This window comes from Nocardioides sp. J54, from assembly GCF_000519005.1.
Lineage (GTDB): Bacteria > Actinomycetota > Actinomycetes > Propionibacteriales > Nocardioidaceae > Nocardioides.
Genome location: NZ_JAER01000020.1, coordinates 59,925 through 82,616, shown reverse-complemented (window position 1 = coordinate 82,616; position 22,692 = coordinate 59,925). Strand labels below are relative to the sequence as shown.

At 72.6% G+C, this 22,692-nt stretch carries 25 protein-coding genes; 2 read left to right on the top strand and 23 right to left on the bottom strand.

The window, feature by feature from the left end:
- Window positions 1-124 precede the first annotated feature (124 nt).
- From NOCJ54_RS0113850 to ffh, 8 genes are all read right to left on the bottom strand, one after another.
- Window positions 125-445, bottom strand: coding sequence for a hypothetical protein (locus NOCJ54_RS0113850; RefSeq protein WP_028655969.1), 321 nt, complete (start codon window positions 443-445; stop codon window positions 125-127).
- 3 nt (window positions 446-448) lie between these two features.
- On the bottom strand, window positions 449-985 hold the full coding sequence (locus NOCJ54_RS0113845) for a hypothetical protein (RefSeq protein WP_028655968.1): 537 nt from the start codon (window positions 983-985) through the stop codon (window positions 449-451).
- On the bottom strand, window positions 982-1,242 hold the full coding sequence (locus NOCJ54_RS0113840) for a hypothetical protein (RefSeq protein WP_028655967.1): 261 nt from the start codon (window positions 1,240-1,242) through the stop codon (window positions 982-984). The genes NOCJ54_RS0113845 and NOCJ54_RS0113840 overlap by 4 nt, the downstream gene beginning before the upstream one ends.
- Complete coding sequence (locus NOCJ54_RS0113835; protein WP_157514905.1) at window positions 1,239-1,628, bottom strand: hypothetical protein; 390 nt, start codon at window positions 1,626-1,628, stop codon at window positions 1,239-1,241. Before NOCJ54_RS0113835 ends, NOCJ54_RS0113840 begins: the two co-directional genes overlap by 4 nt.
- Window positions 1,618-1,869 carry a hypothetical protein gene (locus tag NOCJ54_RS25840; RefSeq protein WP_028655965.1) on the bottom strand — a complete coding sequence of 84 codons (252 nt, stop codon included), beginning with the start codon at window positions 1,867-1,869 and terminating at the stop codon, window positions 1,618-1,620. Before NOCJ54_RS25840 ends, NOCJ54_RS0113835 begins: the two co-directional genes overlap by 11 nt.
- Before the next feature lie 80 nt (window positions 1,870-1,949).
- On the bottom strand, window positions 1,950-2,402 hold the full coding sequence (locus NOCJ54_RS0113825) for a hypothetical protein (protein WP_028655964.1): 453 nt from the start codon (window positions 2,400-2,402) through the stop codon (window positions 1,950-1,952).
- The gene (locus NOCJ54_RS0113820; protein ID WP_051485844.1) at window positions 2,399-3,325 is read right to left on the bottom strand and encodes a tyrosine-type recombinase/integrase; all 927 of its coding nucleotides are present in this window, start codon (window positions 3,323-3,325) and stop codon (window positions 2,399-2,401) included. Before NOCJ54_RS0113820 ends, NOCJ54_RS0113825 begins: the two co-directional genes overlap by 4 nt.
- A 106-nt stretch (window positions 3,326-3,431) precedes the next feature.
- Window positions 3,432-5,000 (bottom strand): signal recognition particle protein, encoded by a 1,569-nt coding sequence (ffh, locus tag NOCJ54_RS0113815; RefSeq protein ID WP_028655962.1) that lies wholly within the window; start codon window positions 4,998-5,000, stop codon window positions 3,432-3,434.
- Window positions 5,001-5,183: 183 nt separating this feature from the next.
- Here ffh and NOCJ54_RS25835 point away from each other — a divergent pair, with 183 nt between their 5' ends.
- Window positions 5,184-7,367, top strand: a complete 2,184-nt coding sequence (locus NOCJ54_RS25835; protein WP_198020222.1) for a carbon starvation CstA family protein — start codon at window positions 5,184-5,186, stop codon at window positions 7,365-7,367.
- Window positions 7,367-7,549 carry a YbdD/YjiX family protein gene (locus tag NOCJ54_RS0113805; RefSeq protein WP_036517994.1) on the top strand — a complete coding sequence of 61 codons (183 nt, stop codon included), beginning with the start codon at window positions 7,367-7,369 and terminating at the stop codon, window positions 7,547-7,549. Before NOCJ54_RS25835 ends, NOCJ54_RS0113805 begins: the two co-directional genes overlap by 1 nt.
- Window positions 7,550-7,552: 3 nt before the next feature.
- On the opposite strand, the gene NOCJ54_RS25830 is transcribed toward NOCJ54_RS0113805, so the two are convergent.
- The 15 genes from NOCJ54_RS25830 to NOCJ54_RS0113730 form a co-directional block, all read right to left on the bottom strand.
- Complete coding sequence (locus tag NOCJ54_RS25830) at window positions 7,553-9,790, bottom strand: [protein-PII] uridylyltransferase (RefSeq protein WP_051485843.1); 2,238 nt, start codon at window positions 9,788-9,790, stop codon at window positions 7,553-7,555.
- A 19-nt stretch (window positions 9,791-9,809) separates the two neighbouring features.
- On the bottom strand, window positions 9,810-10,148 hold the full coding sequence (locus NOCJ54_RS0113795) for a P-II family nitrogen regulator (protein ID WP_028655960.1): 339 nt from the start codon (window positions 10,146-10,148) through the stop codon (window positions 9,810-9,812).
- 48 nt (window positions 10,149-10,196) lie between these two features.
- Window positions 10,197-10,535, bottom strand: a complete 339-nt coding sequence (locus tag NOCJ54_RS0113790) for a P-II family nitrogen regulator (protein WP_028655959.1) — start codon at window positions 10,533-10,535, stop codon at window positions 10,197-10,199.
- A gap of 113 nt (window positions 10,536-10,648) precedes the next feature.
- Window positions 10,649-11,797: a signal recognition particle-docking protein FtsY gene (ftsY, locus tag NOCJ54_RS0113785; RefSeq protein WP_028655958.1), complete on the bottom strand. Its 1,149-nt coding sequence runs from the start codon at window positions 11,795-11,797 to the stop codon at window positions 10,649-10,651.
- A gap of 54 nt (window positions 11,798-11,851) precedes the next feature.
- Complete coding sequence (locus NOCJ54_RS0113780) at window positions 11,852-12,040, bottom strand: hypothetical protein (RefSeq protein ID WP_028655957.1); 189 nt, start codon at window positions 12,038-12,040, stop codon at window positions 11,852-11,854.
- Window positions 12,041-12,153: 113 nt separating this feature from the next.
- Window positions 12,154-12,600: an acyl-CoA thioesterase gene (locus NOCJ54_RS0113775; protein ID WP_028655956.1), complete on the bottom strand. Its 447-nt coding sequence runs from the start codon at window positions 12,598-12,600 to the stop codon at window positions 12,154-12,156.
- Entirely contained in the window at window positions 12,597-16,184 is a 3,588-nt protein-coding gene (gene smc / locus NOCJ54_RS0113770; protein ID WP_028655955.1) for a chromosome segregation protein SMC, read from the bottom strand. Before smc ends, NOCJ54_RS0113775 begins: the two co-directional genes overlap by 4 nt.
- Before the next feature lie 323 nt (window positions 16,185-16,507).
- A complete protein-coding gene (locus NOCJ54_RS0113765) occupies window positions 16,508-16,705 on the bottom strand; it encodes a hypothetical protein (RefSeq protein ID WP_028655954.1) in 198 nt (65 codons plus the stop codon).
- A gap of 109 nt (window positions 16,706-16,814) precedes the next feature.
- Window positions 16,815-17,681: a bifunctional DNA-formamidopyrimidine glycosylase/DNA-(apurinic or apyrimidinic site) lyase gene (mutM, locus tag NOCJ54_RS0113760; RefSeq protein ID WP_028655953.1), complete on the bottom strand. Its 867-nt coding sequence runs from the start codon at window positions 17,679-17,681 to the stop codon at window positions 16,815-16,817.
- A gap of 13 nt (window positions 17,682-17,694) precedes the next feature.
- Window positions 17,695-18,510 carry a ribonuclease III gene (gene rnc / locus NOCJ54_RS25825; protein WP_028655952.1) on the bottom strand — a complete coding sequence of 272 codons (816 nt, stop codon included), beginning with the start codon at window positions 18,508-18,510 and terminating at the stop codon, window positions 17,695-17,697.
- Complete coding sequence (gene rpmF, locus NOCJ54_RS0113750; protein ID WP_028655951.1) at window positions 18,452-18,637, bottom strand: 50S ribosomal protein L32; 186 nt, start codon at window positions 18,635-18,637, stop codon at window positions 18,452-18,454. The genes rnc and rpmF overlap by 59 nt, the downstream gene beginning before the upstream one ends.
- Window positions 18,638-18,680: 43 nt before the next feature.
- The gene (locus NOCJ54_RS0113745; RefSeq protein WP_036517989.1) at window positions 18,681-19,235 is read right to left on the bottom strand and encodes a YceD family protein; all 555 of its coding nucleotides are present in this window, start codon (window positions 19,233-19,235) and stop codon (window positions 18,681-18,683) included.
- Window positions 19,236-19,316: 81 nt separating this feature from the next.
- Window positions 19,317-19,805 (bottom strand): pantetheine-phosphate adenylyltransferase, encoded by a 489-nt coding sequence (gene coaD, locus NOCJ54_RS0113740; RefSeq protein ID WP_028655949.1) that lies wholly within the window; start codon window positions 19,803-19,805, stop codon window positions 19,317-19,319.
- A complete protein-coding gene (gene rsmD / locus NOCJ54_RS25820; protein ID WP_036517970.1) occupies window positions 19,802-20,413 on the bottom strand; it encodes a 16S rRNA (guanine(966)-N(2))-methyltransferase RsmD in 612 nt (203 codons plus the stop codon). The genes coaD and rsmD overlap by 4 nt, the downstream gene beginning before the upstream one ends.
- A 10-nt stretch (window positions 20,414-20,423) precedes the next feature.
- Window positions 20,424-22,682, bottom strand: a complete 2,259-nt coding sequence (locus NOCJ54_RS0113730; RefSeq protein ID WP_028655948.1) for an ATP-dependent DNA helicase RecG — start codon at window positions 22,680-22,682, stop codon at window positions 20,424-20,426.
- Between the last annotated feature and the right edge of the window lie 10 nt (window positions 22,683-22,692).

Below are 22,692 nucleotides of genomic sequence, written 5' to 3'. Positions count from 1 at the left end.
GTGTCGAGCTCGAGCAGGGACATCGACCAGCCGCGGGCGTACAGCCAGTCGACGAGGTCGTTGGTCCGGCGTGCGGTCAGCAGGTCGTCGGGCACCAGGTCGAGCTGGGCACGGGTGAGAGGCATCAGGCGGCCTCCCCTCGAACGCGGCGGCGGTCTAGTGCGCACGAGGTGTGCAGCGGCTGGCGAGGCATCGGGCTGGACAGGCGCATGGTCTGCCCGCACCAGATGCAGGTCAGGCGGTACCGGGTCAGGTGGGGGTCCTCGTCGGTGTTCTCGAGCAGTCGGGCAACGGGAACCTGTCGCTCGCATCCCCGACAGCGCAGCTTCATGGCGCCGCTGCCGGTGGTGAACGCGGCGAACGCGGGACCGGAGCAGCGCGCGGCGTGCTCGAACAACTGCTGTGCGCGCTCGAGGTCGGGTGTGGTGGTGGGCTGGTTGGTCATGGGTCAGGCACTCCGATCGGCCTGCGGGCCGTCCTGGGTCGGGTTGGGCTGAGAAACAAGAGAGAGGGGCGCACGCTGCGAACCCGTCACTGAGTGAGCGGTTCGGGGCTCGAACCCGTCACTGGCTGTAGCCGGGAGACCGCGAAGCCGTCGCTCAGTGACGGGTTCGCGCTGGGACCGGGTCTGCCGACGGACGTGGACAGAGCACTCGGACTTGCGGCCGTGGGCGCCCTTTCGGATGGCGTGGGCCGGCACGACGAGGCATCCCCAGAAGCTCTCGGGGGCGAGCCATCCGTACTCGACCGCGTCCCTGATGGCGCGACCGACGTTCTCGAACGGGTGGATCTCTCCTGTCTCCTGGTCGACCGTTGCCAGCACGAGGGCGATCTCGCCGCGCTTGAACACGGCATGGCCGTTGTAGCCGTGCGATCCGTAAGCGAGGGCCGCCACGCGCAGCCAGTACGGCATGCGCGGGTCGCCGGCCTTACGTCCCCACTCGTCCTGATAGTGACGCGCCCAAGGGCGCTCGCCGCCCGTCACGCGGCCTCCTGTCCACGGAGGGCGGCCACCCAGACCCTGACCGTGTCGACGTCGCCGCAACGGATGACGATCCGGCCGAGGTGTTCGCCGTGCTCCCGCAGGTACTGGACGCCGTGGTACGGGGGCCACTGTCTCGCGGACACGATGAACTCGACGTCGGCGCCAGCGGGGGCGTACACGGCGCGCTGAACGGCACGGTGCAGCTCGAACTCGTCGCCGTCGCGCAGGTCGATCGAGACGACTCCAGTCACGTTCACCACAGCTCACCTCGACGCTCTGCCGCGGCGGCCTGGATCTCCTCGAGGTCAGCGCCAGCAAGCCGGAGCAAGTGCTCCTCGGTGACGATCTCGACGACCCAGCCACGCTCCTCGGCCTCGGCGATGGCGTCGCGGGCGGTCGGCGGCTGTGCGTGCCACGCGCGGACTCGAGCACCGAACACGGGCGCCCGGCCGGTGATCTCGGTCAGCAGCTCACGACTGCCCCAGCCGCGGAGGTAGGCGCAGGCAGGGGTGACGAAGGCGGCTTGGAGGCGATGAGGCGCCCGGCCCCGGCTGCGCAGCGTAGAATCGGCGGTGTCGTTGAGCGAGGCATTCGAGGCCGCCCGGTTCGCCGTCGGGCGGCCTCTCTCGTTGTCAGGCCGCATCGGCGCCACCCCCGGCCTTCTTGGCGCGGCGGGCCTGAGCGGACGTGAGCGCGAGGCGGGCGAAGTACGCCTTGCGGAGGTGGGCGGCGCGGACGGGATCGCCGTCAGCCTGGTCGAGGAACCGTTGCTCGAAGGCCGCGCGGGCGGGAGCGGTGCGCTTGCTGCGGTCGGAGGTGTTGGCCCACGACAGGTGGGCGCCTAGACGGCCCCAAGCGGCGGAATGCTCCGCAAGTTCGGACATGACAGCCTGACCCCTCTCGGGTCTCGCCGGGCTGCCATCCCCGGGGCTGTCATTCCATGACGGCTACAAACGTTATGCGTTCATCGTACCGCATGCCGCTGACCGTCAGCCGCCACGCGGATCTCGGTATGTCCGGCGTCGACAGCCGCCTGGATCTCCTCGATCTCGAGCACGACGTCGTGGATGTGGTCACAGACCAGCTCGGCGTTGCCCCATGAGCTCGCGAAGGCAGTGTTCGCCTTCCAGCGTCGGTCGCCGTCAGTGGTGTTCTTCGCCCGTCCTACGGCGTTGCTGGTCGCCTCATTGCGCTGCGGTGATCGCCGGTAGGCGGGACGGTGCAGCACGACCCCCTGCGGCAGTTGGATCACGTCGAGCAGGAGGCATCCACGCTGCTTGCAGCGATAGACGAGGAGCCGGTGATCAGCCCGGCTGCCGGTCTTGGACAGCGCCTCGTAGGCGCGCGACGCCAGAGCGTTGCGATCGTCATTGCGCCGGATGGCTTCGAGGAGGTCGCGGTCAGGAGGCGTGCTCACAGCTCCCCCAGATTGAGCCGGCGGGCTTCCTCGATGGCGCGGTTCTCGCGGTTGGCGCGGCCGTAGCGCTGCACCATCGCGGGCGAGGACCAGCCGTTGCGAGCCATGAGTCCGGTCTCGGAGCCGCCGGCGGCCAGCCAGCGGTCGGAGGATGCGTGGCGCAGCATGTGGGGGTGGAAGTTGGCGATGCCGGCGGCCTCGGCGCGCTGGTTGAGGGCGAAGTACGCGCCGCCGTAGGCGAGGCTGCGACCGCGGTCGCCGAGCCACAGCTTCGGCTCGCCCGCGAGTCGATGGGCGGCACGGACCCGCACGTAGCGGTCGAGGGCACGGGCGGTCTGGGCGCCAAACGGAGCCCGCCTCCCCCGGCCGCCCTTGCCGCGGCGGATCGTCACGACGTTGTCGTTGCGGTAGTCGACGTCGCCGACCTCGAGGGCGAGGCACTCCCCGATCCGCATGCCGGTGTCGAAGAGCAGCCGGATCATGGCCTCGTCGCGGCGGTGGCGCAGGCTCGGCAGTCCCTTGGACTCCCCTGGCGGTGGCTGGCACGCCTTGAGGAAGGCGCGCACCTGCTCGTCGCTCAGGACGGGGATCACGGCCTCGTCCGTCTTGGGCGCCCGGATGACCCCGAACGGGTCGTCGTCGATCTCGCCCTCGAGCAGCATCCACTTGGCGAGGTAGCGCACCGGCATCATCCGGGTGCGCGCGGTGGTCGCGGTGCGGCCGGCGTCGAGGAGGCTCACCGTCCACGCCTCGAGGTTCGCCCGGACCAGCGGCAGCCGGTCCTCGACCTCGCACCAGGCGAGGTAGGCGTTGATGCCCTTGAGGTAGGTCCCGATGGTGCCCTCGGTCTTGCGCTCGGCGCGCAGGTGGATGACCCAGGAGGGCACCAGTGCGGCGACCTCGGCGGCAGACAGTTCCGACATGACCCCAGCCTACCCCTTGATATCTTCAAGTAGAGCGTTGTAGGGTCTCCGTCAACGTCGAATCTTCAGTGATTCACGCTCAGATCGACCAGACCCGCCGAGATCCTCACTTGAGGAACTTGGAGAAGTCCTTGGGCAGCTGCAGGTTCTCGGCGGCGGCCTCGTAGTCGATGTCCTCGCCGATGCCGAACGGGTTCGGCTTCGCCTCGGCGGCCTTCGCCTTCGCGGCCGCGGCCTCCTGGGCGGCCTTGGCCGGGTTGCCCGACTTGCGCGCGCCCTTGCCCTTGCCCTTCTTGGCCTTCTGCTTGGCGGTGGCGCGCTTGCCGCCGCCGGGGCCGCCCATGCCGGGGATGCCCGGCATGCCGGGCATGCCACCGCCGCGGGCCATCTGCATCATCATCTTCCGCGCCTCGAAGAAGCGGTCGACGAGGCCGTTGACGTCGGAGACCGAGCGGCCCGAGCCCTTGGCGATGCGCGCGCGGCGGGAGCCGTCGATGAGCTTCGGGTTGGCGCGCTCGGCCGGCGTCATCGAGCGGATGATCGCCTCGATCCGGTCGATCTCGCGCTCGTCGAAGTTCTCGATCTGGTCGCGGATCTGGCCCATGCCCGGGAGCATCTTGAGGATGCTCGACATCGAGCCCAGCTTCTTCAGCTGCTGCATCTGGGCGAGGAAGTCGTCGAGCGTGAAGTCACCGCCGGTGAGCTTCTCCGCCGCGCGCATCGCCTCCTCCTGGTCGAAAGCCTTCTCGGCCTGCTCGATCAGGGTCAGCACGTCGCCCATGTCCAGGATGCGCGACGCCATGCGGTCGGGGTGGAAGACGTCGAAGTCGGTCATCTTCTCGCCGGAGGAGGCGAACATGACCGGGCGGCCGGTGACGTGGCGGATCGACAGGGCGGCACCACCGCGGGCGTCACCGTCGAGCTTGGTGAGCACCACGCCGTCGTACCCGACGCCGTCGAGGAAGGCCTGCGCCGTGGTGAGCGCGTCCTGGCCGATCATGGCGTCGACGACGAAGAGGACCTCGTCGGGCTGCACGGCGTCGCGGATGCCGGCGGCCTGCGCCATCATCTCCGCGTCCACGCCGAGGCGGCCGGCGGTGTCGACGATGACCACGTCGTGGAGCTTGCGCTTCGCCTCCTCGACCGATGCCTTCGCGACCGAGACCGGGTCGCCGACACCGTTGCCGGGCTCCGGCGCGAAGACCGGGACGCCGACCTTCTCACCGTTGACCTGCAGCTGCTGGACCGCGTTGGGGCGCTGCAGGTCGCAGGCGACCAGGAGCGGGGTCTTGCCCTGCTCCTTGAGCCACAGCGCGAGCTTCGCGGCGAGCGTCGTCTTGCCGGCCCCCTGGAGGCCGGCGAGCATGATGACCGTCGGCCCGGTCTTGGCGTAGCGCAGGCGGCGGGTCTCGCCGCCGAGGATCTCGACGAGCTCCTCGTTGACGATCTTGACGACCTGCTGGGCCGGGTTCAGCGCCTGGCTGACCTCGACGCCGCGGGCGCGCTCCTTGACCGCAGCCACGAACTCCTTGACGACGGGCAGCGCCACGTCGGCCTCGAGCAGGGCGATCCGGATCTCCCGGGCGGTCGCGTCGATGTCGGCCTCGGAGAGCCGGCCCTTGCCGCGCAGGTTCTTGAAGGTCGCGGTCAGGCGGTCGGACAGTGTGGCGAACAAGAGAGTTGCGTCCTCGTCGGAGTCGTCGGTAGGAGTTGAGGTCTCGAACACCGATCGTAACCGGCACGGCCCGCGGGCCGGACGTCTGCGGTGGACGTTCGAGGGTACTGCGCGGGCGCTCGGAGCCCGCGCGGTGGTCGGGAGTGCCATCGGGGGCACCTCGGCCGGGTCGAGGAGGACCTCATGTCGACGACTACTCCTGTACGACGTCCTGATGGCCCGAAGCGCCGGATGACTCCGGCCGGCATCGCGATCTGGGGCGGGATCGCAGTGCTCGGGGCGGTCTGCTGGACGGTGCTCGCCCTCTCCCGCGGGGAGGAGGTGTCGGCGCTCTGGATCCTGTTCGCGGCGCTGGCGTCGTACGCCATCGCCTACCGGTTCTACGCCCGGTTCATCACCCACCGGGTGCTCGGGGCGGACGACACCCGGGCGACCCCGGCGGAGCGCCTCGAGAACGGCCAGGACTTCGACGTCACCGACCGCCGGGTGCTCTTCGGGCACCACTTCGCGGCGATCGCGGGCGCCGGGCCACTGGTCGGTCCGGTGCTGGCCGCCCAGATGGGCTACCTGCCCGGCACGATCTGGATCATCGTCGGGGTGATCCTCGCCGGGGCGGTGCAGGACATGATGGTCCTGTTCTTCTCGATGCGCCGCGACGGCAAGTCGCTGGGCCAGATGGTCCGCGACGAGATCGGGGTCGTGGGCGGCACCGCGGCCCTCGTCGCGGTCTTCGCCATCATGATCATCATCCTGGCGGTGCTCGCCCTGGTCGTGGTCAACGCGCTGGCCGAGTCGCCGTGGGGCGTGTTCTCGATCGGGCTGACCATCCCGATCGCGCTGTTCATGGGCTTCTACCTGCGCTACCTGCGCCCGGGCCGGGTCAGCGAGACCACCGCCATCGGCGTCGCGCTGCTCCTGCTGGCGATCATCGTCGGCGGGTGGATCGACGACACCGGCCTCGGCGACGCGCTCACCCTGTCCCACGAGACGCTGACCGTCTGCCTGATCGTCTACGGCTTCATCGCCTCGGTGCTGCCGGTGTGGATGCTGCTCACCCCGCGCGACTACCTGTCGACGTTCATGAAGGTCGGCGTGATCGTGCTGCTGGCCTTCGGGCTGCTGCTGGCCCGCCCGGTGCTGCAGAACGAGGACATCACCAGCTTCGCCCTCGACGGCGACGGCCCGGTGTTCTCGGGGAAGCTGTTCCCGTTCGTGTTCATCACCATCGCCTGCGGCGCCCTGTCCGGCTTCCACGCGCTGATCTCCTCCGGCACGACGCCGAAGATGATCGCCAAGGAGACCCAGGTCCGGATGATCGGCTACGGCGGGATGCTGATGGAGTCCTTCGTCGCCATCAGCGCCCTGATCGCGGCGTGCGTCATCGACCAGGGCCTCTACTTCGCGATGAACAGCCCCGCCGGCGCGACCGGCGGCGACCCCGGCAGTGCCGCGGAGTTCGTCGGCACGCTCGGCTTCTCGATCACCCCGGACGCGCTGGTGCAGGCCGCCGCCGCGGTCCAGGAGCCGACCCTCATCTCCCGCACCGGTGGCGCCCCGACCCTCGCGGTCGGCATCTCGTCGATCTTCACCGACGCGTTCGGCGGCGGCCTCGCGGCGTTCTGGTACCACTTCGCGATCATGTTCGAGGCGCTGTTCATCCTCACCGCCGTCGACGCCGGCACCCGCGTGGGCCGGTTCATGCTGCAGGACACGATCGGCAACTTCTGGCCCCGCTTCGGTGACACGTCGTGGCGGCCGGCCGCCTGGGGCGCCAGCGCCGTGGTCGTCGCCGCGTGGGGCTACATGCTCTGGGTCGGCGTGACCGACCCGCTCGGCGGGATCAACCAGCTCTTCCCGCTGTTCGGCATCAGCAACCAGCTGCTCGCCGCGATCGCGCTGTGCCTGTGCGTCACCCTCATGCTCAAGCACGGCAAGGCGCGCTGGGTGTGGGTGCCGCTCGTCCCGCTGGTGTGGGACCTGGTGGTCACGATGACCGCCAGCTGGCAGAAGGTGTTCTCCGACGACCCGGCCATCGGCTACTTCGCGCAGGCCGGCCGCTACCGCGACGCCCGCGACGCCGGCGAGGTGCTCGCCCCGGCCCAGGACGCGGGACAGATGGACCAGGTCATCACGAACTCCACGACCAACGGCGTCCTGCAGCTGACGTTCGCGGTGCTCGTCGTCGTCGTGGTGGCCAACGCGGTGGTGGTCTGGGTCAAGGCGCTGCGCGCCGGCGGTCTGCCGACCACCGAGGTCCCGGCGCAGTCGTCCGACCTCGTCGCGCCGTCCGACTTCTTCGCCACGAAGGAGGAGAAGGAGGCCGTGCGCGAGTGGGAGCAGTCGCGGCTCACCGGGAGCCCGAGGTGATGCCGCTGCAGCGCGCGTGGCGCGGCCTGCGCTGGTACGTCCGTGAGCTCACCGGCGAGGGCCGCTGGGACGAGTACGTCGCGCGCTGCGCGGCCGAGGGGCGCCGGCCGATGTCGCGCCGTGACTGGGAGCGGCACCGCGCCGACCAGCGGGAGCACGCCCCGCAGTCGCGCTGCTGCTGATCCTCAGGAGCCGGTGATCGCGGCCCGCACGCCGTGGGCGGCCTCGGCGGCACGGGTGTCCGACAGCGCCCCCGCCGACGCCTCCTGGACGTAGAACACGTCGACGGCCTGCGGGCCGAGGGTGGAGACGTGGGCGGAACGGACGGTCATGTCGAGGGCGGCCAGGGCGGCGCTGACCTGGTAGACCACGCCGATCCGGTCCGCGGCGCGGACCTCCACCACGGTCGCGTGGTCGCTCGCCTCCGGGCGTACGACGACCGTGGGTGCCAGCTCGCCCTCGGCGGCCGGGCGCGGGGCCAGCCGGGCGGCCGGGTCGACGCGGCGTGCGGTGATCGCGTCCAGCTGGTGCCGCAGGGCACCGGCGTCGAGGTACTCGTCGGCGACGTCCCACACGGACACGCCGAGGTCCCCCTGCGACCAGACCCGGGCGGCGCGGACCGGGACCCGGCGCAGGGCGAGGGTCGCGGCGACGTCGGCGAGCAGGCCGACCCGGTCGGGGGCGACGACGGTCACCCGCGCGCCGTCCTCGACCGGCTCCACCGCGATCGACGTGCCGTCGGCGCGGGCGGCCTCCGGCACCGCGATCTCCTCGACCCGGAAGGCCGGCGGCACGGTCCCCCGCTCCAGGGAGCTGCGGACGCGGCGGGACAGGTCGAGGACCAGCCCGGCACGCCACGAGGTCCACGCCTTCGGCGAGGCCGCCTTGGCGTCGGCCTCGGTGAGCGCGGTCAGCAGGGCCAGCGCCTCGGGGGTGCGGACGTGCTCGGTCAGGGCGTCGATGGTGGCCGGGTCGTCGGGGTCGCGGGTGGTGGCGAGGTCGGCGAGCAGCAGGTGGCGGCGCACCAGCTGGGCGATGAGGTCGACCTCGTCGGGCGCGAAACCCATCCGCTCGGCGATGGCGCGGGCGATCGGCTCCCCCGCGACGCTGTGCTCGGTCAGGCCGCCCTTGCCGATGTCGTGCAGCAGGGCGGCGACGACGAGGACGTCGGGCCGTGCGACGTCGCGGATCAGCGCCGAGGCCTCCACACAGGTCTCGACGACGTGGCGGTCGACGGTGAAGCGGTGGATCGCCGAGGCATGCGGCAGGAGCCGGATCCGCTCCCACTCGGGCAGGATCCGGGCGAGCGCACCGGTCTCCTCGAGCGTCTCCCAGACCCCGAGCAGGCCGCGACCGGCTGCGAGCAGGCGCACCATCTGCTGCCGGGCCTCGTCGGGCCAGGGCTCCGGCAGCGGCGCGCACTCGCGCACGAGGCGGGCGGCGGTCGGGGGCGCCAGGACGGCGTCACGCACGGCCGCCTCCGCGGCGGCCCGCAGCAGGAGCACCGGGTCGTCGGCGGGGCGGGCGCTCGCCTCCAGGACGACCTCGCCCTTGGAGAGCGCGACGCCGGGGGCGACCCGCTCGAGCTCGGGTCGGCGCGGCCTCGCCGCCGGGGCACGCCGGACGGCGTCGTCCGCACGGCGCCACGCCAGCCGGGACAGGTGGGTCACCCGGCGGCCGAGCTCGCGGACGTGGCGCTGCGCCGCGCCCTCGTCGGACAGCCCGAGGCCCGCCGCCAGCGCCTCCCAGTGCTCCGGCGCGATGCGGTCGGTGGCGCGCCCGGCGGCCTCGTGCAGCACGTCGCGGACGTCGAGCAGCTGGGTGCGGCAGCGCTCCAGGTCGGCGGCAGGGACGTCCACGAGCCACGTCGCAGTCAGTCCCTTGAGCACGGTGGCGTCGCGCAGCCCGCCCTCGGCCTCCTTGAGGTCGGGCATCGACAGGTGGGCCAGCTCGCCGACCCGCTGGTGGCGGGTGCGCACCATCTCGCGCAGCTCCGGCAGGCGCTCGCGGGCCTGGCGCCGCCACTGCGCGAGGATCGTGGTCCGCAGCCGCAGCGTGAGGTTGAAGTCCCCGGCGACGTGGCGCACGTCGAGCAGGCCCGCCCCGACGCGCACGTCCCCCTCGGCGGCGGTGAGCATCTCGGGCAGCGGGCGCACCGAGTGGTCGAGCTTCACCCCGGTGTCCCAGAGCGGGTACCAGACCCGCCCGGTGAGCTCGGCCCACTCGATCCCGTGCGCCTCAGCGACGCCCTCGTCGGAGACCAGGACCAGGTCCAGGTCGGAGAAGGGCGCCATGTCGCCGCGTCCGTAGCCGCCGACCGCCACGAGGGCCGCGCCGGTGTCGGGGCCGCCCGCGTCGTCGTACGCCTTGGCGCAGAGCGCGTCGGCGGCCGCGGTGCGGGCGGCGCGGTCGGCTGCGGTCATGGCGTGGCGGAGGGGTGGCTCAGATCGCCGCGGAGCCGGTGTCGCCGGTGCGCACGCGAACGACGGTCTCGACCGGGGTCACCCAGATCTTCCCGTCGCCGACCTTGCCGGTCTGCGCCGCGCGCGTGATGGTGTCCACGACCTGCTCCACGTCCTCGTCGTCGGCGACGATCTCTATGCGCACCTTCGGCACCATCGCGATGTCGTACTCCGCACCCCGGTAGATCTCGGTGTGGCCCTTCTGCCGTCCGTACCCGCTGACCTCGCTGACGGTCATGCCGTTGACACCGACCGCCTCGAGCGCCTGCCGGACGTCCTCCCACTTGTGCGGCTTCACGACCGCGCTGATCAGCTTCATGGGTGCAGGGTGCCAGTCCGGGGACCGGATCCGGGGCGACGCGCGGCCTCAGAGGGCCGCGGCGTCCTTGTCACCGGTGCGGACCCGGACGACGGTGTCGATCGGGCTGACCCAGACCTTCCCGTCGCCGATCCGCCCGGTGTGGGCCGTCTTGGTGATGATGCCGACGACGTCCTCGGTGTCCACGTCGTCGACGACGATCTCGATGCGGATCTTCGGCACCAGGGCGATGTCGTACTCCGCACCGCGGTAGACCTCGGTGTGGCCCTTCTGCCGCCCGTACCCGCTGACCTCGCTCACCGTCATGCCGGTGACGCCGAAGGCCTCGAGCGCCTCGCGGACGTCCTCCCACTTGTGGGGCTTGATGACTGCCGTGACGAGCTTCATGACCCGAACGTTGCTCGGGCTTGGTTTCGGATCCGCAGGAGGCGTGTTTCAGCCGTGTAACGAGTTCCCCACAACCGTTACGTGCCGATGACGGCCCCGCGGGGCGGGGTCCGTCAGCCGAGCAGCGCGTCGACGAAGGCGGCCGGGTCGAAGGGCGCCAGGTCGTCCGGGCCCTCGCCCAGGCCGACGAGCTTGACCGGGACGCCGAGCTGGCGCTGCACGGCGACCACGATGCCGCCCTTGGCGGAGCCGTCGAGCTTGGTGAGCGCGATGCCGGTGACGTCGACGACCTCGGAGAAGACCTTGGCCTGGATCAGGCCGTTCTGGCCGGTGGTGGCGTCGAGGACGAGCAGCACCTCGGTGACCGGGGCCTGCTTCTCGATGACCCGCTTGACCTTGCCGAGCTCGTCCATCAGGCCCTGCTTGTTCTGCAGGCGGCCGGCGGTGTCGACGACCACGGTGTCGACGCCGCGCTCGACGCCCTGCTTGACCGCGTCGAAGGCGACGGAGGCGGGGTCGCCGCCCTCGGGCCCGCGCACGACCTCGACGCCGACCCGCTCGCCCCAGGTGGAGAGCTGGTCGGCCGCGGCGGCGCGGAAGGTGTCGGCGGCGGCGAGCAGCGCGGAGCGCTCGTCGGCGACGAGGATCCGGGCGATCTTGCCGACGGTCGTGGTCTTGCCGGTGCCGTTGACGCCGACGACGAGGACGACGCCGGGGGTCTCCCCCTCACCGCTGACGTTGAGGCTCCGGTCGAGGCTCGGGTCGACGAGCTCGATCAGCTCCTCACGGAGCACGGTGCGGACGTCGGGCGCCTGGCCACCCTCGACGCGCAGCCGGGTGCGGAGCTTCTCGACCAGCTCCTGGGTCGGGGCGACGCCGATGTCGGCGCCGATGAGGAGGTCCTCGATGGCCTCCCAGGTGTCCTCGTCCAGCTTCTCGCGGCTCAGCAGGCCGAGCAGGCCGCGGCCGAGCGCGTTGGAGCCGGCGAGCCGCTGGCGCAGCCGGACCAGGCGCGAGGCCGGCTTCTCCGGCTTCTCGAGGGCAGGTGCCCCGGGCTCGACGACGGGCTCGGCCGGTGCCTCCGGCTCGACCTCGACGGTCGGCGGGGCGGTCGGCGCCTCGACCGTGGGGGTCGGGGTGATCGCCTCGGTGGGCGGCTCCTGCGGCAGGCGGCGCGGGCGGCGCGCCCGCGTGGTGACGAGGCCGGCGATCGCGAGCACGCCGACGACGGCGATGCCGATGACCAGGTAGATCCACTCCATGGGGCCATCCAACCAGCCCGCCCCGGGCAGCCCGGAATCGCGCGGGCCGGTTCCCTACTGCATGCGCAGCAGGTCACGCTCCTCGTCGTCGATGACCGGTGCGGCACCGGCGGCCCTGGCCATCGCGTCGCCGAGCCACGGGACACCCGGGACCTGCTCCCCGCGGTGCGGGTAGGCCACGTAGAGCACCACGGCGGCGGAGACGACCAGGCTGAACAGGACGGCCAGCAGGACGAAGAGCACTCAGGTCCTCCGAGAGGGATCGGGGCGTGTCGGTCGGTCGTCCCCCATCCTGCCTCGCTGCCCCAACCGGGGCCGCATCGGCGCCAGCGCACGCGCCCGGCGTGCGGCAGAGGTCACACGACGAGCGGGGCGACGGCCTCGCGGACCACGTCCGGGACCGGGGTGACCGGGCGGGACGGGTCGGTGTTGTCGACGTAGACGTGCACGAAGCGGCCCTCGGCGCAGGCGACGTCGCCCTCGCCCTGGAAGAGGCCGACGCGGTAGACGACCGAGGACCGGCCGAGCCGCTCGACGGCGAGGCCCATCTCGATCGGGCGGGGGTAGCCCATCTCCGCGAAGTAGCGGCAGGACACCTCGGCGACGACGCCGATGGCGGGCAACGTGCGGATGTCGGTGCCGGTCGCCTCGTGCAGGTGCACGTTGACCGCGGTGTCGATGAGGTCGAAGTAGCGGGCGTTGTTGAGGTGGCCGTAGACGTCGTCGTCGGACCACCGGGTGGTCGCCGTGCGCCAGGCGCGGTACGACGACCGGGTGGGCCGGCTGCGGTCGGGCTCGCTCATGCCGGCTCGGTGTCCCGCAGCCGCTGGCTGATCACGGCCGACACGCCGTCGCCGCGCATGGTGACGCCGTAGAGCGCGTCACCGACCTCCATCGTGCGCTTCTGGTGGGTGATCACGAGCAGCTGGGAGTTCTCGCGCAGCTCCTCGTAGATCTCCAGCAGGCGCCCCAGGTTGGTGTCGTCGAGGGCCGCCTCGACCTCGTCGAGGATGTAGAACGGCGAGGGACGGGCCTTGAACAGCGCGACCAGGAACGCGACCGCGACCAGCGAGCGCTCGCCGCCGGAGAGCAGGGAGAGCCGCTTGACCTTCTTGCCCGGCGGGCGGGCCTCGACCTCGACGCCGGTGGTGAGCATGTCGGAGGGGTCGGTGAGCACCAGCCGGCCCTCGCCACCCGGGAAGAGGCGGGCGAAGGTCTCGTCGAAGGCCCTGGTGACGTCGGCGTAGGCCTCGGTGAAGACCTGCTCCACGCGGGCGTCGACGTCCTTGACGATGTCGAGGAGGTCCTTGCGGGTCTGGCGCAGGTCCTCGAGCTGCTCGGAGAGGAACTGGTGGCGCTCCTCCATCGCCGAGAACTCCTCCAGCGCCAGCGGGTTGACCTTGCCGAGCATGCTCAGCGCCTTCTCGGCGGTGCGCAGCCGCTTGACCTGCTCCTCGCGGACGAACGGCACCGTGCGCGGCTCCGCCTCGCCACCGTCGCCCTCACCGTCGCCCTCACCCTCCGCTGCCGGGGGCTCGAGGACGGGCACCGGCTGGTCCGGGCCGTAGTCCGCGACGAGGGTCTCGGGCTCGAGGCCCAGCTCCTCGAGCGCCTTGGTCTCGATCTGCTCGATCTTCATCCGCTGCTGGGCGCGGGCCATCTCGTCGCGGTGGACCGAGCTGACCAGCTCCTCGAGCTCCTTGCCGAGGTCGCGCAGGGCCTGCCGCACGCCCATCAGCTCCTGCTCGCGGCCGCGGCGGGAGTCCTCGACGGCCTGGCGACGCTCGGCCGCGAGTGCCACGGAGGCCTCGAGCCGGGCGAGCACGTAGGTGGCAGCGCTGGCGACCGCCTCGCCGGCCCGGCCCTCGGCGAGCAGGCGGGCGCGCCGCTCGGCGGCGCGGGCCCGGGCGACGCGCTCGGCCTCGGCGGCCTTCCGCATCTGGTCGACCCGGCCGTGCAGGGCCCGGGCGCGCTCCTCGGAGGTGCGCAACGCCAGGCGCGCCTCCATCTCGGCCTGCCGGGCGGCGCGGGTGGCCTCGACGAGGCGCTCCTGCTCGGTCGTGTCCGGCTCCTCCTCGCCGCCGTCCTCCTCGGCGGCGGCCAGGCGCTGCTCGAGCTCGGCGAGGCCGACCAGCGCCTGCTCGCGGGCGTTCTCGGCCTGGCTGATCGCCTCGGTGAGGCGCTCGGCCTCGGCACGCGCGGCGCGGGCGAGCGAACCGTGCTGGCCCAGCTCCTCGGCCACGGCGGCGAGGGTGGCGTCGGACTCGTGGAGCTTCGCGAGGGCGACGTCGACGCGCTGCTGCGCCTCGGCGCGCTCCGCCTCCAGCCGGGAGAGGTCGAAGGCGAGGCGCTCCGAGGCGGCGACGGCCTCCGCGAGCGCCTCCGCGGCCTCGTCGACGGCGGCCTGCACCTCGATCAGGCTCTGGGTGGACTGGGAGCCGCCGGAGGCGAAGTGGGCGCCGAGCAGGTCGCCGTCGCGGGTGACCGCGACGACGTCGGGCAGGTCGGCGACGAGGGCCCGCGCGGCGGGGAGGTCGTCGACGACGGCGACCTTGCGCAGCAGGCGGTCCAGGGCGGGGCGCACCTGGGCGGGGCACTCGACGACCTGGCTGGCGTACGTCGTGCCGGGCGGCAGCGCGGGCCAGGCGGCGACGTCCTCGGTCGCTCCCCCGCCGAGCAGGAGCCCGGCCCGGCCCAGGTCGTCGGCCTTGAGGTGGTCGATGGCGGACACGGCTGCGTCGGCGTCGGTGACCGCGACCGCGTCCGCGGCGGCGCCGAGGGCGGCGGCGACCGCGCCCTCGTAGCCGGAGCGGACGGTGACCAGGGCGGCCACGGAGCCGAGCAGGCCGGAGACGGTGTCGGTGGCCGCGAGGAGGGCGCCGGCGCCGTCCTTGCGGTTGAGGCCCAGCTCGAGGGCCTCCTTGCGCGCGCTCAGCCCGGCCTTGTCGCGGTCGGCCTGCTGGGCCTCCTCGCGGACCTTGGCGAGCCGCTCGTCGAGGTCGTCGAGGGCGGCGACGGCCGCCTCGTGCTCGGCGTCCAGGCCCTCCTCGCCGGCGTCGAGGCCGGCGACCCGGGTCTCCAGGGCGGTGAAGTCGCGCTGCGCCTTCTCGGCGCGGGCGAGGGCGTCCTTGCGCGCGGCCTCGAGGCGGCCCATCTCCTCCTCGGCCGAGGTGGCCCGGGAGCGGAGCGTGTTGACCTGGCCGTGCAGGCGGGCGAGGCCCTCGCGACGGTCGGCAGCCGCGCGCAGCAGCGCGGCGACGCGGCGCTCCTCGGTGGCGGCGGCGTCCTCGGCGTCGCGGCGGTGCTGGACGGCGTCCTCCAGGGCGGTCTGCTGCTCGGCGACCAGGGCGGCGATCTCCGCCTCCTGGGCGGCGACCCGCTCCGCCTCGGCCTCGAGCTCGTCGGGGTCGCGGCCCTGCGACACCTCGGCGTCGGCGACGCCGGCGGCGTTGCGGACCCGCTCGGCGGCCAGGCCCTGGGTGCCGCGGAAGCGCTCGCGCAGCGCGTTGAGCGACGACAGCGTCTCCTGAGCCGCGGACAGCGCGGGCAGGTCCTCGCGCAGTGCGGCCTCGAGACGGGCCTCCTGCTCGCGGGCGGTCGCGATCGAGGCCTCGACCTCGGCGCGACGCGTGAGGAGCACGCTCTCGTCGGCGAGCTCCTGCTCCAGCGCGGTGCGGGCGGTGACCAGGTCGTCGGCGAGCAGGCGGGCCCGGGCGTCGCGGACGTCGGCCTGGACGGTGGCGGCACGGCGGGCGACCTCGGCCTGCCGGCCGAGCGGCTTGAGCTGGCGGCGGATCTCGCTCAGCAGGTCGTTGAGCCGGTTGAGGTTGCCCTCGGTCGAGTCCAGCTTCCGCAGCGCCTTCTCCTTGCGCTTGCGGTGCTTGAGGACGCCGGCGGCCTCCTCGATGAACCCGCGCCGGTCCTCCGGCGTCGCGTGCAGGATCGTGTCCAGCTGGCCCTGGCCGACGATGACGTGCATCTCGCGGCCGATGCCGGAGTCGCTGAGCAGCTCCTGGACGTCGAGCAGGCGGCAGGGAGTGCCGTTGATGGCGTACTCCGACCCGCCGGTGCGGAACATGGTCCGGCTGATCGTGACCTCGGAGTACTCGATCGGCAGGGCGCCGTCGGAGTTGTCGATCGTCAGCACCACCTCGGCGCGGCCGAGCGGCGGACGGCCCGAGGTGCCGGCGAAGATGACGTCGTCCATCTTGCCGCCGCGCAGGCTCTTGGCGCTGGCCTCGCCCATGACCCAGGCGAGCGCGTCGACGACGTTGGACTTGCCCGATCCGTTGGGCCCGACGATGCAGGTGATCCCGGGCTCGAGCTGGAGGGTGGTCGCGGACGCGAAGGACTTGAACCCCTTGAGGGTCAGGCTCTTCAGATACACGCAGGCTCCTTGCTCGGTTCCGTCGGGACCGGACGCAACGGGGCGACCCTGTCAGGTCCACAGGGGGCGTCCGTCGCGGGGGAAGCTCGGCCGTCTCAGGCTACCCCGCGTCCGGGCCCGGAGCGTGCATCCGTGTGTCGTCGTCGAGGCGAGCAGCCAGCGGAAGTCTGGACCAAGGCGCGGCGGCGCCACGGCGTCGAGCACGCGGCTCACGAGAGGCACTCCCCCGAGGACGGACGAACCACCCGTCGCGCGCTCAGCGGGGGTGGTTCGTGGTGTGGTTCACCTGGTGCGACGGCGTCGCCGTCACAGGAGTCGACGACTCAGGCGGGCTGCATCTCCGAGGCGTCGCCCGTCAGGATCTCGGCAGCACGGGCCGACATCAGCTTGTCGTTCTCCTCCGACAGGCGGAGGACGAGGGACTCCAGCTCAGCGACCCGGTTGCGCAGACGAGCGTTCTCGACGGCGAGACGGGGGTCGCGGAGGTCGCTGTTCAGGTGACCGATCAGCGCCTTGGCCATGAAGTTGAGCCTTCCGGTTCGAGAGGGGGCAGCCCGTTGGGGGCCGTCTCCAAGAGTCCCACCTCAGCGGCTCTGGGTCAAACTGCTGGAGGGGCGTCCGGACAGGTGTTCAGGAGGTGCTCCGGCGCCGGCGCGGGACCGGCTGGCAGCGCGGGCAGAAGTACGACGAGCGGTTCATGAACCGCACCCGCCGGATGGCCGTCCCGCACCGGTCGCAGGGCTCGTCCTCGCGGCCGTAGGCGTGCAGCGAGCGGTCGAAGTAGCCGGACTCGCCGTTGACGTTGACGTAGAGCGCGTCGAAGGACGTCCCGCCCTGGGCGAGCGCCTCGTTCATCACGTGGCGGGCGTGGCCGAGCAGCGCGAGTGCCTGCGCCCGGGTCAGCCGGTCGCCGGGCCGCTCCCCGTGCAGGCCGGTGCGCCACAGCGCCTCGTCGGCGTAGATGTTGCCGACGCCGGAGACAAGGGTCTGGTCGAGCAGCAGGCGCTTCACGGCCGAGCTCCGCTTGCGCAGCCGGGCGACGAAGGCGGCGTCGTCGAACTCCGGGTCGAGCGGGTCGCGGGCGATGTGGGCGATCTCGGGCGGCAGGTCCGCGCCGCCGACCGACACCGACAGGCCGCCGAACATCCGCTGGTCGACGAAGCGCAGCTCGCGACCGTGCTCGGTGCCGGCGAGGGCGAGGCGCACCCGCAGGTGCCGCTCGGGCGGGGCGTCGACCGGCTGCACGAGCAGCTGGCCGCTCATGCCGAGGTGCCCGAGGATGGCGTCGCCGTTGTCGAGCGGCAGCCAGAGGTACTTGCCGCGGCGGCGGGCGCCCTCGATGCGGCGGCCGGTCAGCGCGGCGGCGAAGCCGGAGGCGCCGCCGGGGTGCCGACGCACCGGGCGGTCGTGGAGGACCTCGACGAGGGTGATCGTGGCGCCGGTGACGTGGCGCTCGAGGCCGGCTCGGACGACCTCGACCTCGGGGAGCTCGGGCAACGCGGCTCCGGGGTCAGCTGCCGGCGGACAGCGGCTTGCCGTCGGAGTCGAGGCCCAGGGAGGCGGCGATCTCGCCGTACGCCGTCTCGGCGGCGCCCTGCTCGGCCTCCTTCTTCGACCGGCCGTGGCCGTTGCCGTAGAGCTTGCCGCCGACGCGCACCTGGGCGGTGAAGGTCTTCATGTGGTCGGGGCCGTCGTCCTCGATGACGTACTCCGGGACACCCAGGCCCTGGTCGGCGGAGAGCTCCTGCAGGGAGGTCTTCCAGTCGAGACCGGCGCCGAGCGCCGAGGCGGCCTCGATCAGCGGGTCGAAGAGGCGGTGCACGACGGCCGCGGAGACCTCGATGCCGCCGCTGAGGTGGATCGCGCCGATCACGGCCTCGACCGTGTCGGACAGGATCGACGCCTTGTCCCGGCCGCCGGTGGCCTCCTCGCCGCGGCCCAGCTTGATGTGGGCGCCGAGACCGATCTGGCGGGCGACGCCGGCGAGGGCGCGGGCGTTGACGACGGCCGCGCGCAGCTTGGCCAGCCGGCCCTCGGAGAGGTCCGGGTGGCTCAGGTAGAGGGTCTCGGTGACGACGACGCCGAGCACCGAGTCACCGAGGAACTCCAGCCTCTCGTTGGTCGGAAGACCACCGTTCTCGTAGGCGTAGGAGCGGTGCGTCAGGGCGCGCTCGAGCAGCTCGGGGTCCAGCGTGGGGTCCCCGAGCGCTCGGCGCAGCTCGTCGTAAGCGGTGATGCTTCCGACCCTGACGTGAGGTGGTGCCGGGTCAGAGGACCTGGCGGCGGTCGGCGCGCGCGCCGTACTGGCCGCAGGTGCCGCAGGCACGGTGCGGCAGGTGCTTGGCGCCGCAGGCCGGGTTGGCGCAGGTCACCAGCGACGGGGCGACAGCCTTCCACTGCGAGCGACGGTGACGCGTGTTGCTGCGCGACATCTTCCGCTTCGGAACAGCCACTGTCTTCTCCTTGGTTCGGGGAGCGCTCGGGACGAGCGCTTCGTCAGTCCGTGGGGTCTTGGTCGAGCTCGGCCAGCTTCGCCCACCGCGGGTCGATCGCAGCCTCGTGCGTGTGGTCCGGGTCGTCCGCGAGCCGCACACCGCACTCGGTGCACAACCCGGGACAGTCGTCCTGGCACAAGGGCTGGAACGGCAGTGCGAGCACCACCGCGTCCCGCAGCAGCGGCTGCAGGTCGACCAGGTCGTCCTGCAGCATGCTGACCTCGTCGTCCTCCTCGGCTCCCTCGGCGTCACGGATGTCGTCGTAGACGAACAGCTCCTGGAACGTCACCTCGAGGTCTTCTCGGATCGGTTCCAGGCACCGCACGCACTCACCCTCCAGCGCGGCCGAGGCCGAACCGGTGACGAGCACGCCTTCCATGACCGCCTCCAGGCGCAGGTCGAGCTCGACCGGCGCGCCCTCGGGGACGGAGAGGACTTCGATGCCCAGATCTGCCGGGGCCGGCACTGTCCGCGACACCTGACGCTGGGACCCCGGGCGGCGTCCGAGCTCGCGAGTATCGAGCACGAGCGGCGCTCTCGGGTCCAGGCCGTTCAGGGGATCACTTCCAGGTCCGGGCACAACAGATCGGAGCAATCGTAGTGGGGCGCCTGTGACGGTTCCAAATCACTCACCGGGTCACTCCCCCGTCCTGGCGGCCAGCCGCGCCGACAGGCGGGCGTGCACGGTGGGCGGGACCAGGCCGGAGATGTCGCCGCCGAGGGAGGCGACCTCCTTGACCAGGCTGGACGACACGTAGCCGAGGCTGGCCGTCGTGGGGACGAAGACGGTCTCGACGCCGGTCAGGTGGGCGTTCATCTGCGCCATCGGCAGCTCGTACTCGTAGTCGTTGCCGCCGCGCAGGCCCTTGACGATGGCCTGGGCACCGATCTCCTTGCAGAAGTCGACGATCAGGCCGGTGAAGCCCATCACCGTGACGTTCGGCAGGTCGGCGCACGCCTCGCGGAGCATCTCCAGCCGCTCCTCGGGGTCGAAGAGCCGCGACTTCGAGATGTTGGTCCCGGTGGCCACGACCAGCTCGTCGAAGAGGGCCGAGGCCCGCCGGAAGATGTCGACGTGGCCGTTGGTCACCGGGTCGAAGGAGCCGGGGCACACCGCGCGCGTCATGGGGCGAGGCTATCGGTCGCCGTGTCGACGCTCTCCCCGGCCGCCTCGGCCAGCCACAGGTGGGTCTCGCCGTACTTCTTCAGCCGCCGCTTGCCGGGCAGCGGCTCGAGGCCGTCGGGCCAGGCCGGCTCCGGGCTGCGCCGCGAGCGCTCGACGACGACCAGGGCGCCGTCGGCGAGCCAGCCGTGCGCGACGAGGGCAGCGAGGTCCGCGGCGACGGCGTCGTCGGCGAGCGGGTACGGCGGGTCCGCGAAGACGATGTCGTACGGCGACCGGGCGGGCTCGGCGAGCACGCTCGCCACCGACCTGGCCACGACCTCGGCGACGTCGCAGCCGACGCTGCGGGCGTTGGCGCGGACCAGGTCGGCCGTGCGCCGGTCCGCCTCGACCAGGGTCACGGCCGCCACGCCGCGCGACCACGCCTCGAGCCCGATGGCGCCGGAGCCGGCGTACAGGTCGAGGAAGCGCAGGTCGTGCAGGGAGCCCGCCCACGCCTCGACGGCGGAGAACAGCGCCTCGCGCACGCGGTCGCTGGTCGGGCGGGTCTGCTCGCCCTTCGGGGTCTGCAGGCGGCGCCCGCCTGCGACCCCGGCGATGATCCGGGTCACCCGGGCCTCCTCAGGACTTGTCCACGAAGCCGGCCAGCTGGGACCGCTCGAGCTCGGTGACGGCGGCGGCGAGGCCGGGCGCCTGGGCCAGGTCGGGGCTCGCGTCGAGCAGGCCCTCGGCGGCCGCGCGCGCCTCGACGATGGTGTCCTCGTCGCGCAGCACGCGGAGGTTCTCCAGGCTGGAGCGGCGACCGGCCTGCGAGGCGCCGAGGACGTCGCCCTCACGGCGCATCTCGAGGTCGACGCGACTGAGCGCGAAGCCGTCGGTGGTGCTGGCGACGGCCTCCAGCCGCTCGCGGGCCGGCGACTCGGCGTCGGTGTGCGTGACGAGCAGGCACAGGCCGGGCAGGCCGCCACGGCCGACGCGGCCGCGCAGCTGATGGAGCTGGGAGACGCCGAACCGGTCGGCGTCGAGGATCACCATCGCGGTGGCGTTGGCGACGTCGACGCCGACCTCGATGACGGTGGTGGACACGAGGACGTCGACCTCGCCGGCCGCGAAGGCGCGCATGGTCGCGTCCTTCTCGTCGGCCGGGAGCCGGCCGTGGAGCCGGGCGATGCGCAGGCCCTCGAGCGGTCCGCTGCCGAGGCGCTCGACGACCTCCTCGACCGCGGCGGCCTTGCCGGGCGGCAGGACCGCGGTGCCGGCGGTGTCGCCCTCGTCGTCCGCGAGCCGGTCGACGGCGTCGACCTGGCCGGCCTCCGCCTCGTCGCCGGAGATCCGGGGGCACACGACGTAGACCTGGTGCCCCTTGCCGACCTCCTCGCGCACCCGCTCCCACACCCGGCTGATCCAGCCGGGGTGGTCGGCGAGCGGGACCACGTTGCTCTGGATCGGCGCGCGCCCGGCAGGCAGCTCGGTCAGCGTCGAGGTCTCGAGGTCGCCGAAGACCGTCATCGCGACGGTCCGCGGGATCGGGGTGGCGGTCATCACGAGCAGGTGCGGCGGCGTGGCGGCCTTGTCCGTGAGGGCCGCGCGCTGCTCGACGCCGAAGCGGTGCTGCTCGTCGACGACGACCAGCCCGAGGTCGGCGAAGGAGACCTGGTCCTCCAGCAGGGCGTGGGTGCCGATGACGATGCCCGCCTCGCCGCTGGCGATCCGGGAGAGCGGGGCGGTGCGCTGGGTCTTGCTCATCGAACCGGTGAGCAGCTCGACGCGGGTCCCCTCCCCCGACCCGAAGATCGTGCCGCCCTCGGCGAGGTCGCCGAGCATGGCGACGATCGAACGATGGTGCTGCTGGGCGAGGACCTCGGTGGGTGCGAGCAGCGCGGCCTGCCCGCCGGAGTCGACGACGCGCAGCATCGCGCGCAGCGCGACCAGCGTCTTGCCGGAGCCGACCTCGCCCTGGAGCAGCCGGTTCATCGGGTGCGGCTGGGCGAGGTCCTGCTCGATCTCCTTGCCGACGGCCGCCTGGCCGGCGGTGAGCTCGAACGGCAGCCGCTGGTCGAAGGCCCGCAGCAGGGCGCCGTCGCCGCCGTCGCGGGCCGTCGCGCCCCGCGCCCGCACGGCGCGGCGACGCCGACCGAGCACGAGCTGGGTGACCAGGGCCTCCTCGAAGCGGAACCGGTGGTGCGCCCGGGCGACCTGCTCGCGGGTCTCGGGGCGGTGGACCCACTCGTAGGCGGTCTCGATGTCGATGACGTCGTACTCGTCACGGAGGGGGGCGGGCAGCACCTCCTCGACGCCCTCGACCACGGAGCGGGCGAACTTCACCGCCCGGGCGACGTCCCAGGTCTGCAGCCCCTTGGTGAGCGGGTAGATCGGGTAGAGCTCGCCGAACTCCAGCACCTCCTGCACGGCACTGTCCTCGCCCTCGTCGCCCATGCCGAAGATGCTGAGCTGGGGGTTCGTGAGCTGCCACTGGTCGCGGAAGCGGTCGGCCTTGCCCAGGAACACACCGCGGTTGCCCACGGCGACCCGCGACGCGTGCCACTCGGCCGTGCGGCGGTTGGAGCCGAAGAAGGTCATCCGCAGGCTCGGGCCGCCGGTGCGCAGCATCGCCTCCACGCGGAAGGCCGTGCGGCCGGTACGACGGTCCTGGTGGGACCGGATCACGCAGTCCTCGATCTCGCCCACCACGCACAGCAGCTGGCCGATGCGCAGGTCGGACACCCGGGTCAGCGACCCGGTCTCGAGGTAGCGCCGCGGGAAGTGGTGCAGCAGGTCGCCGACCGTCTGCAGGCCGAGCCCGTCGGCGAACCTCTTGCGCTGCGCGGGCTTCGCGGCACCGAGGACCGCGGTCAGCGGGGAGTCGAACGTGATCGCCACGGGTGGGTGT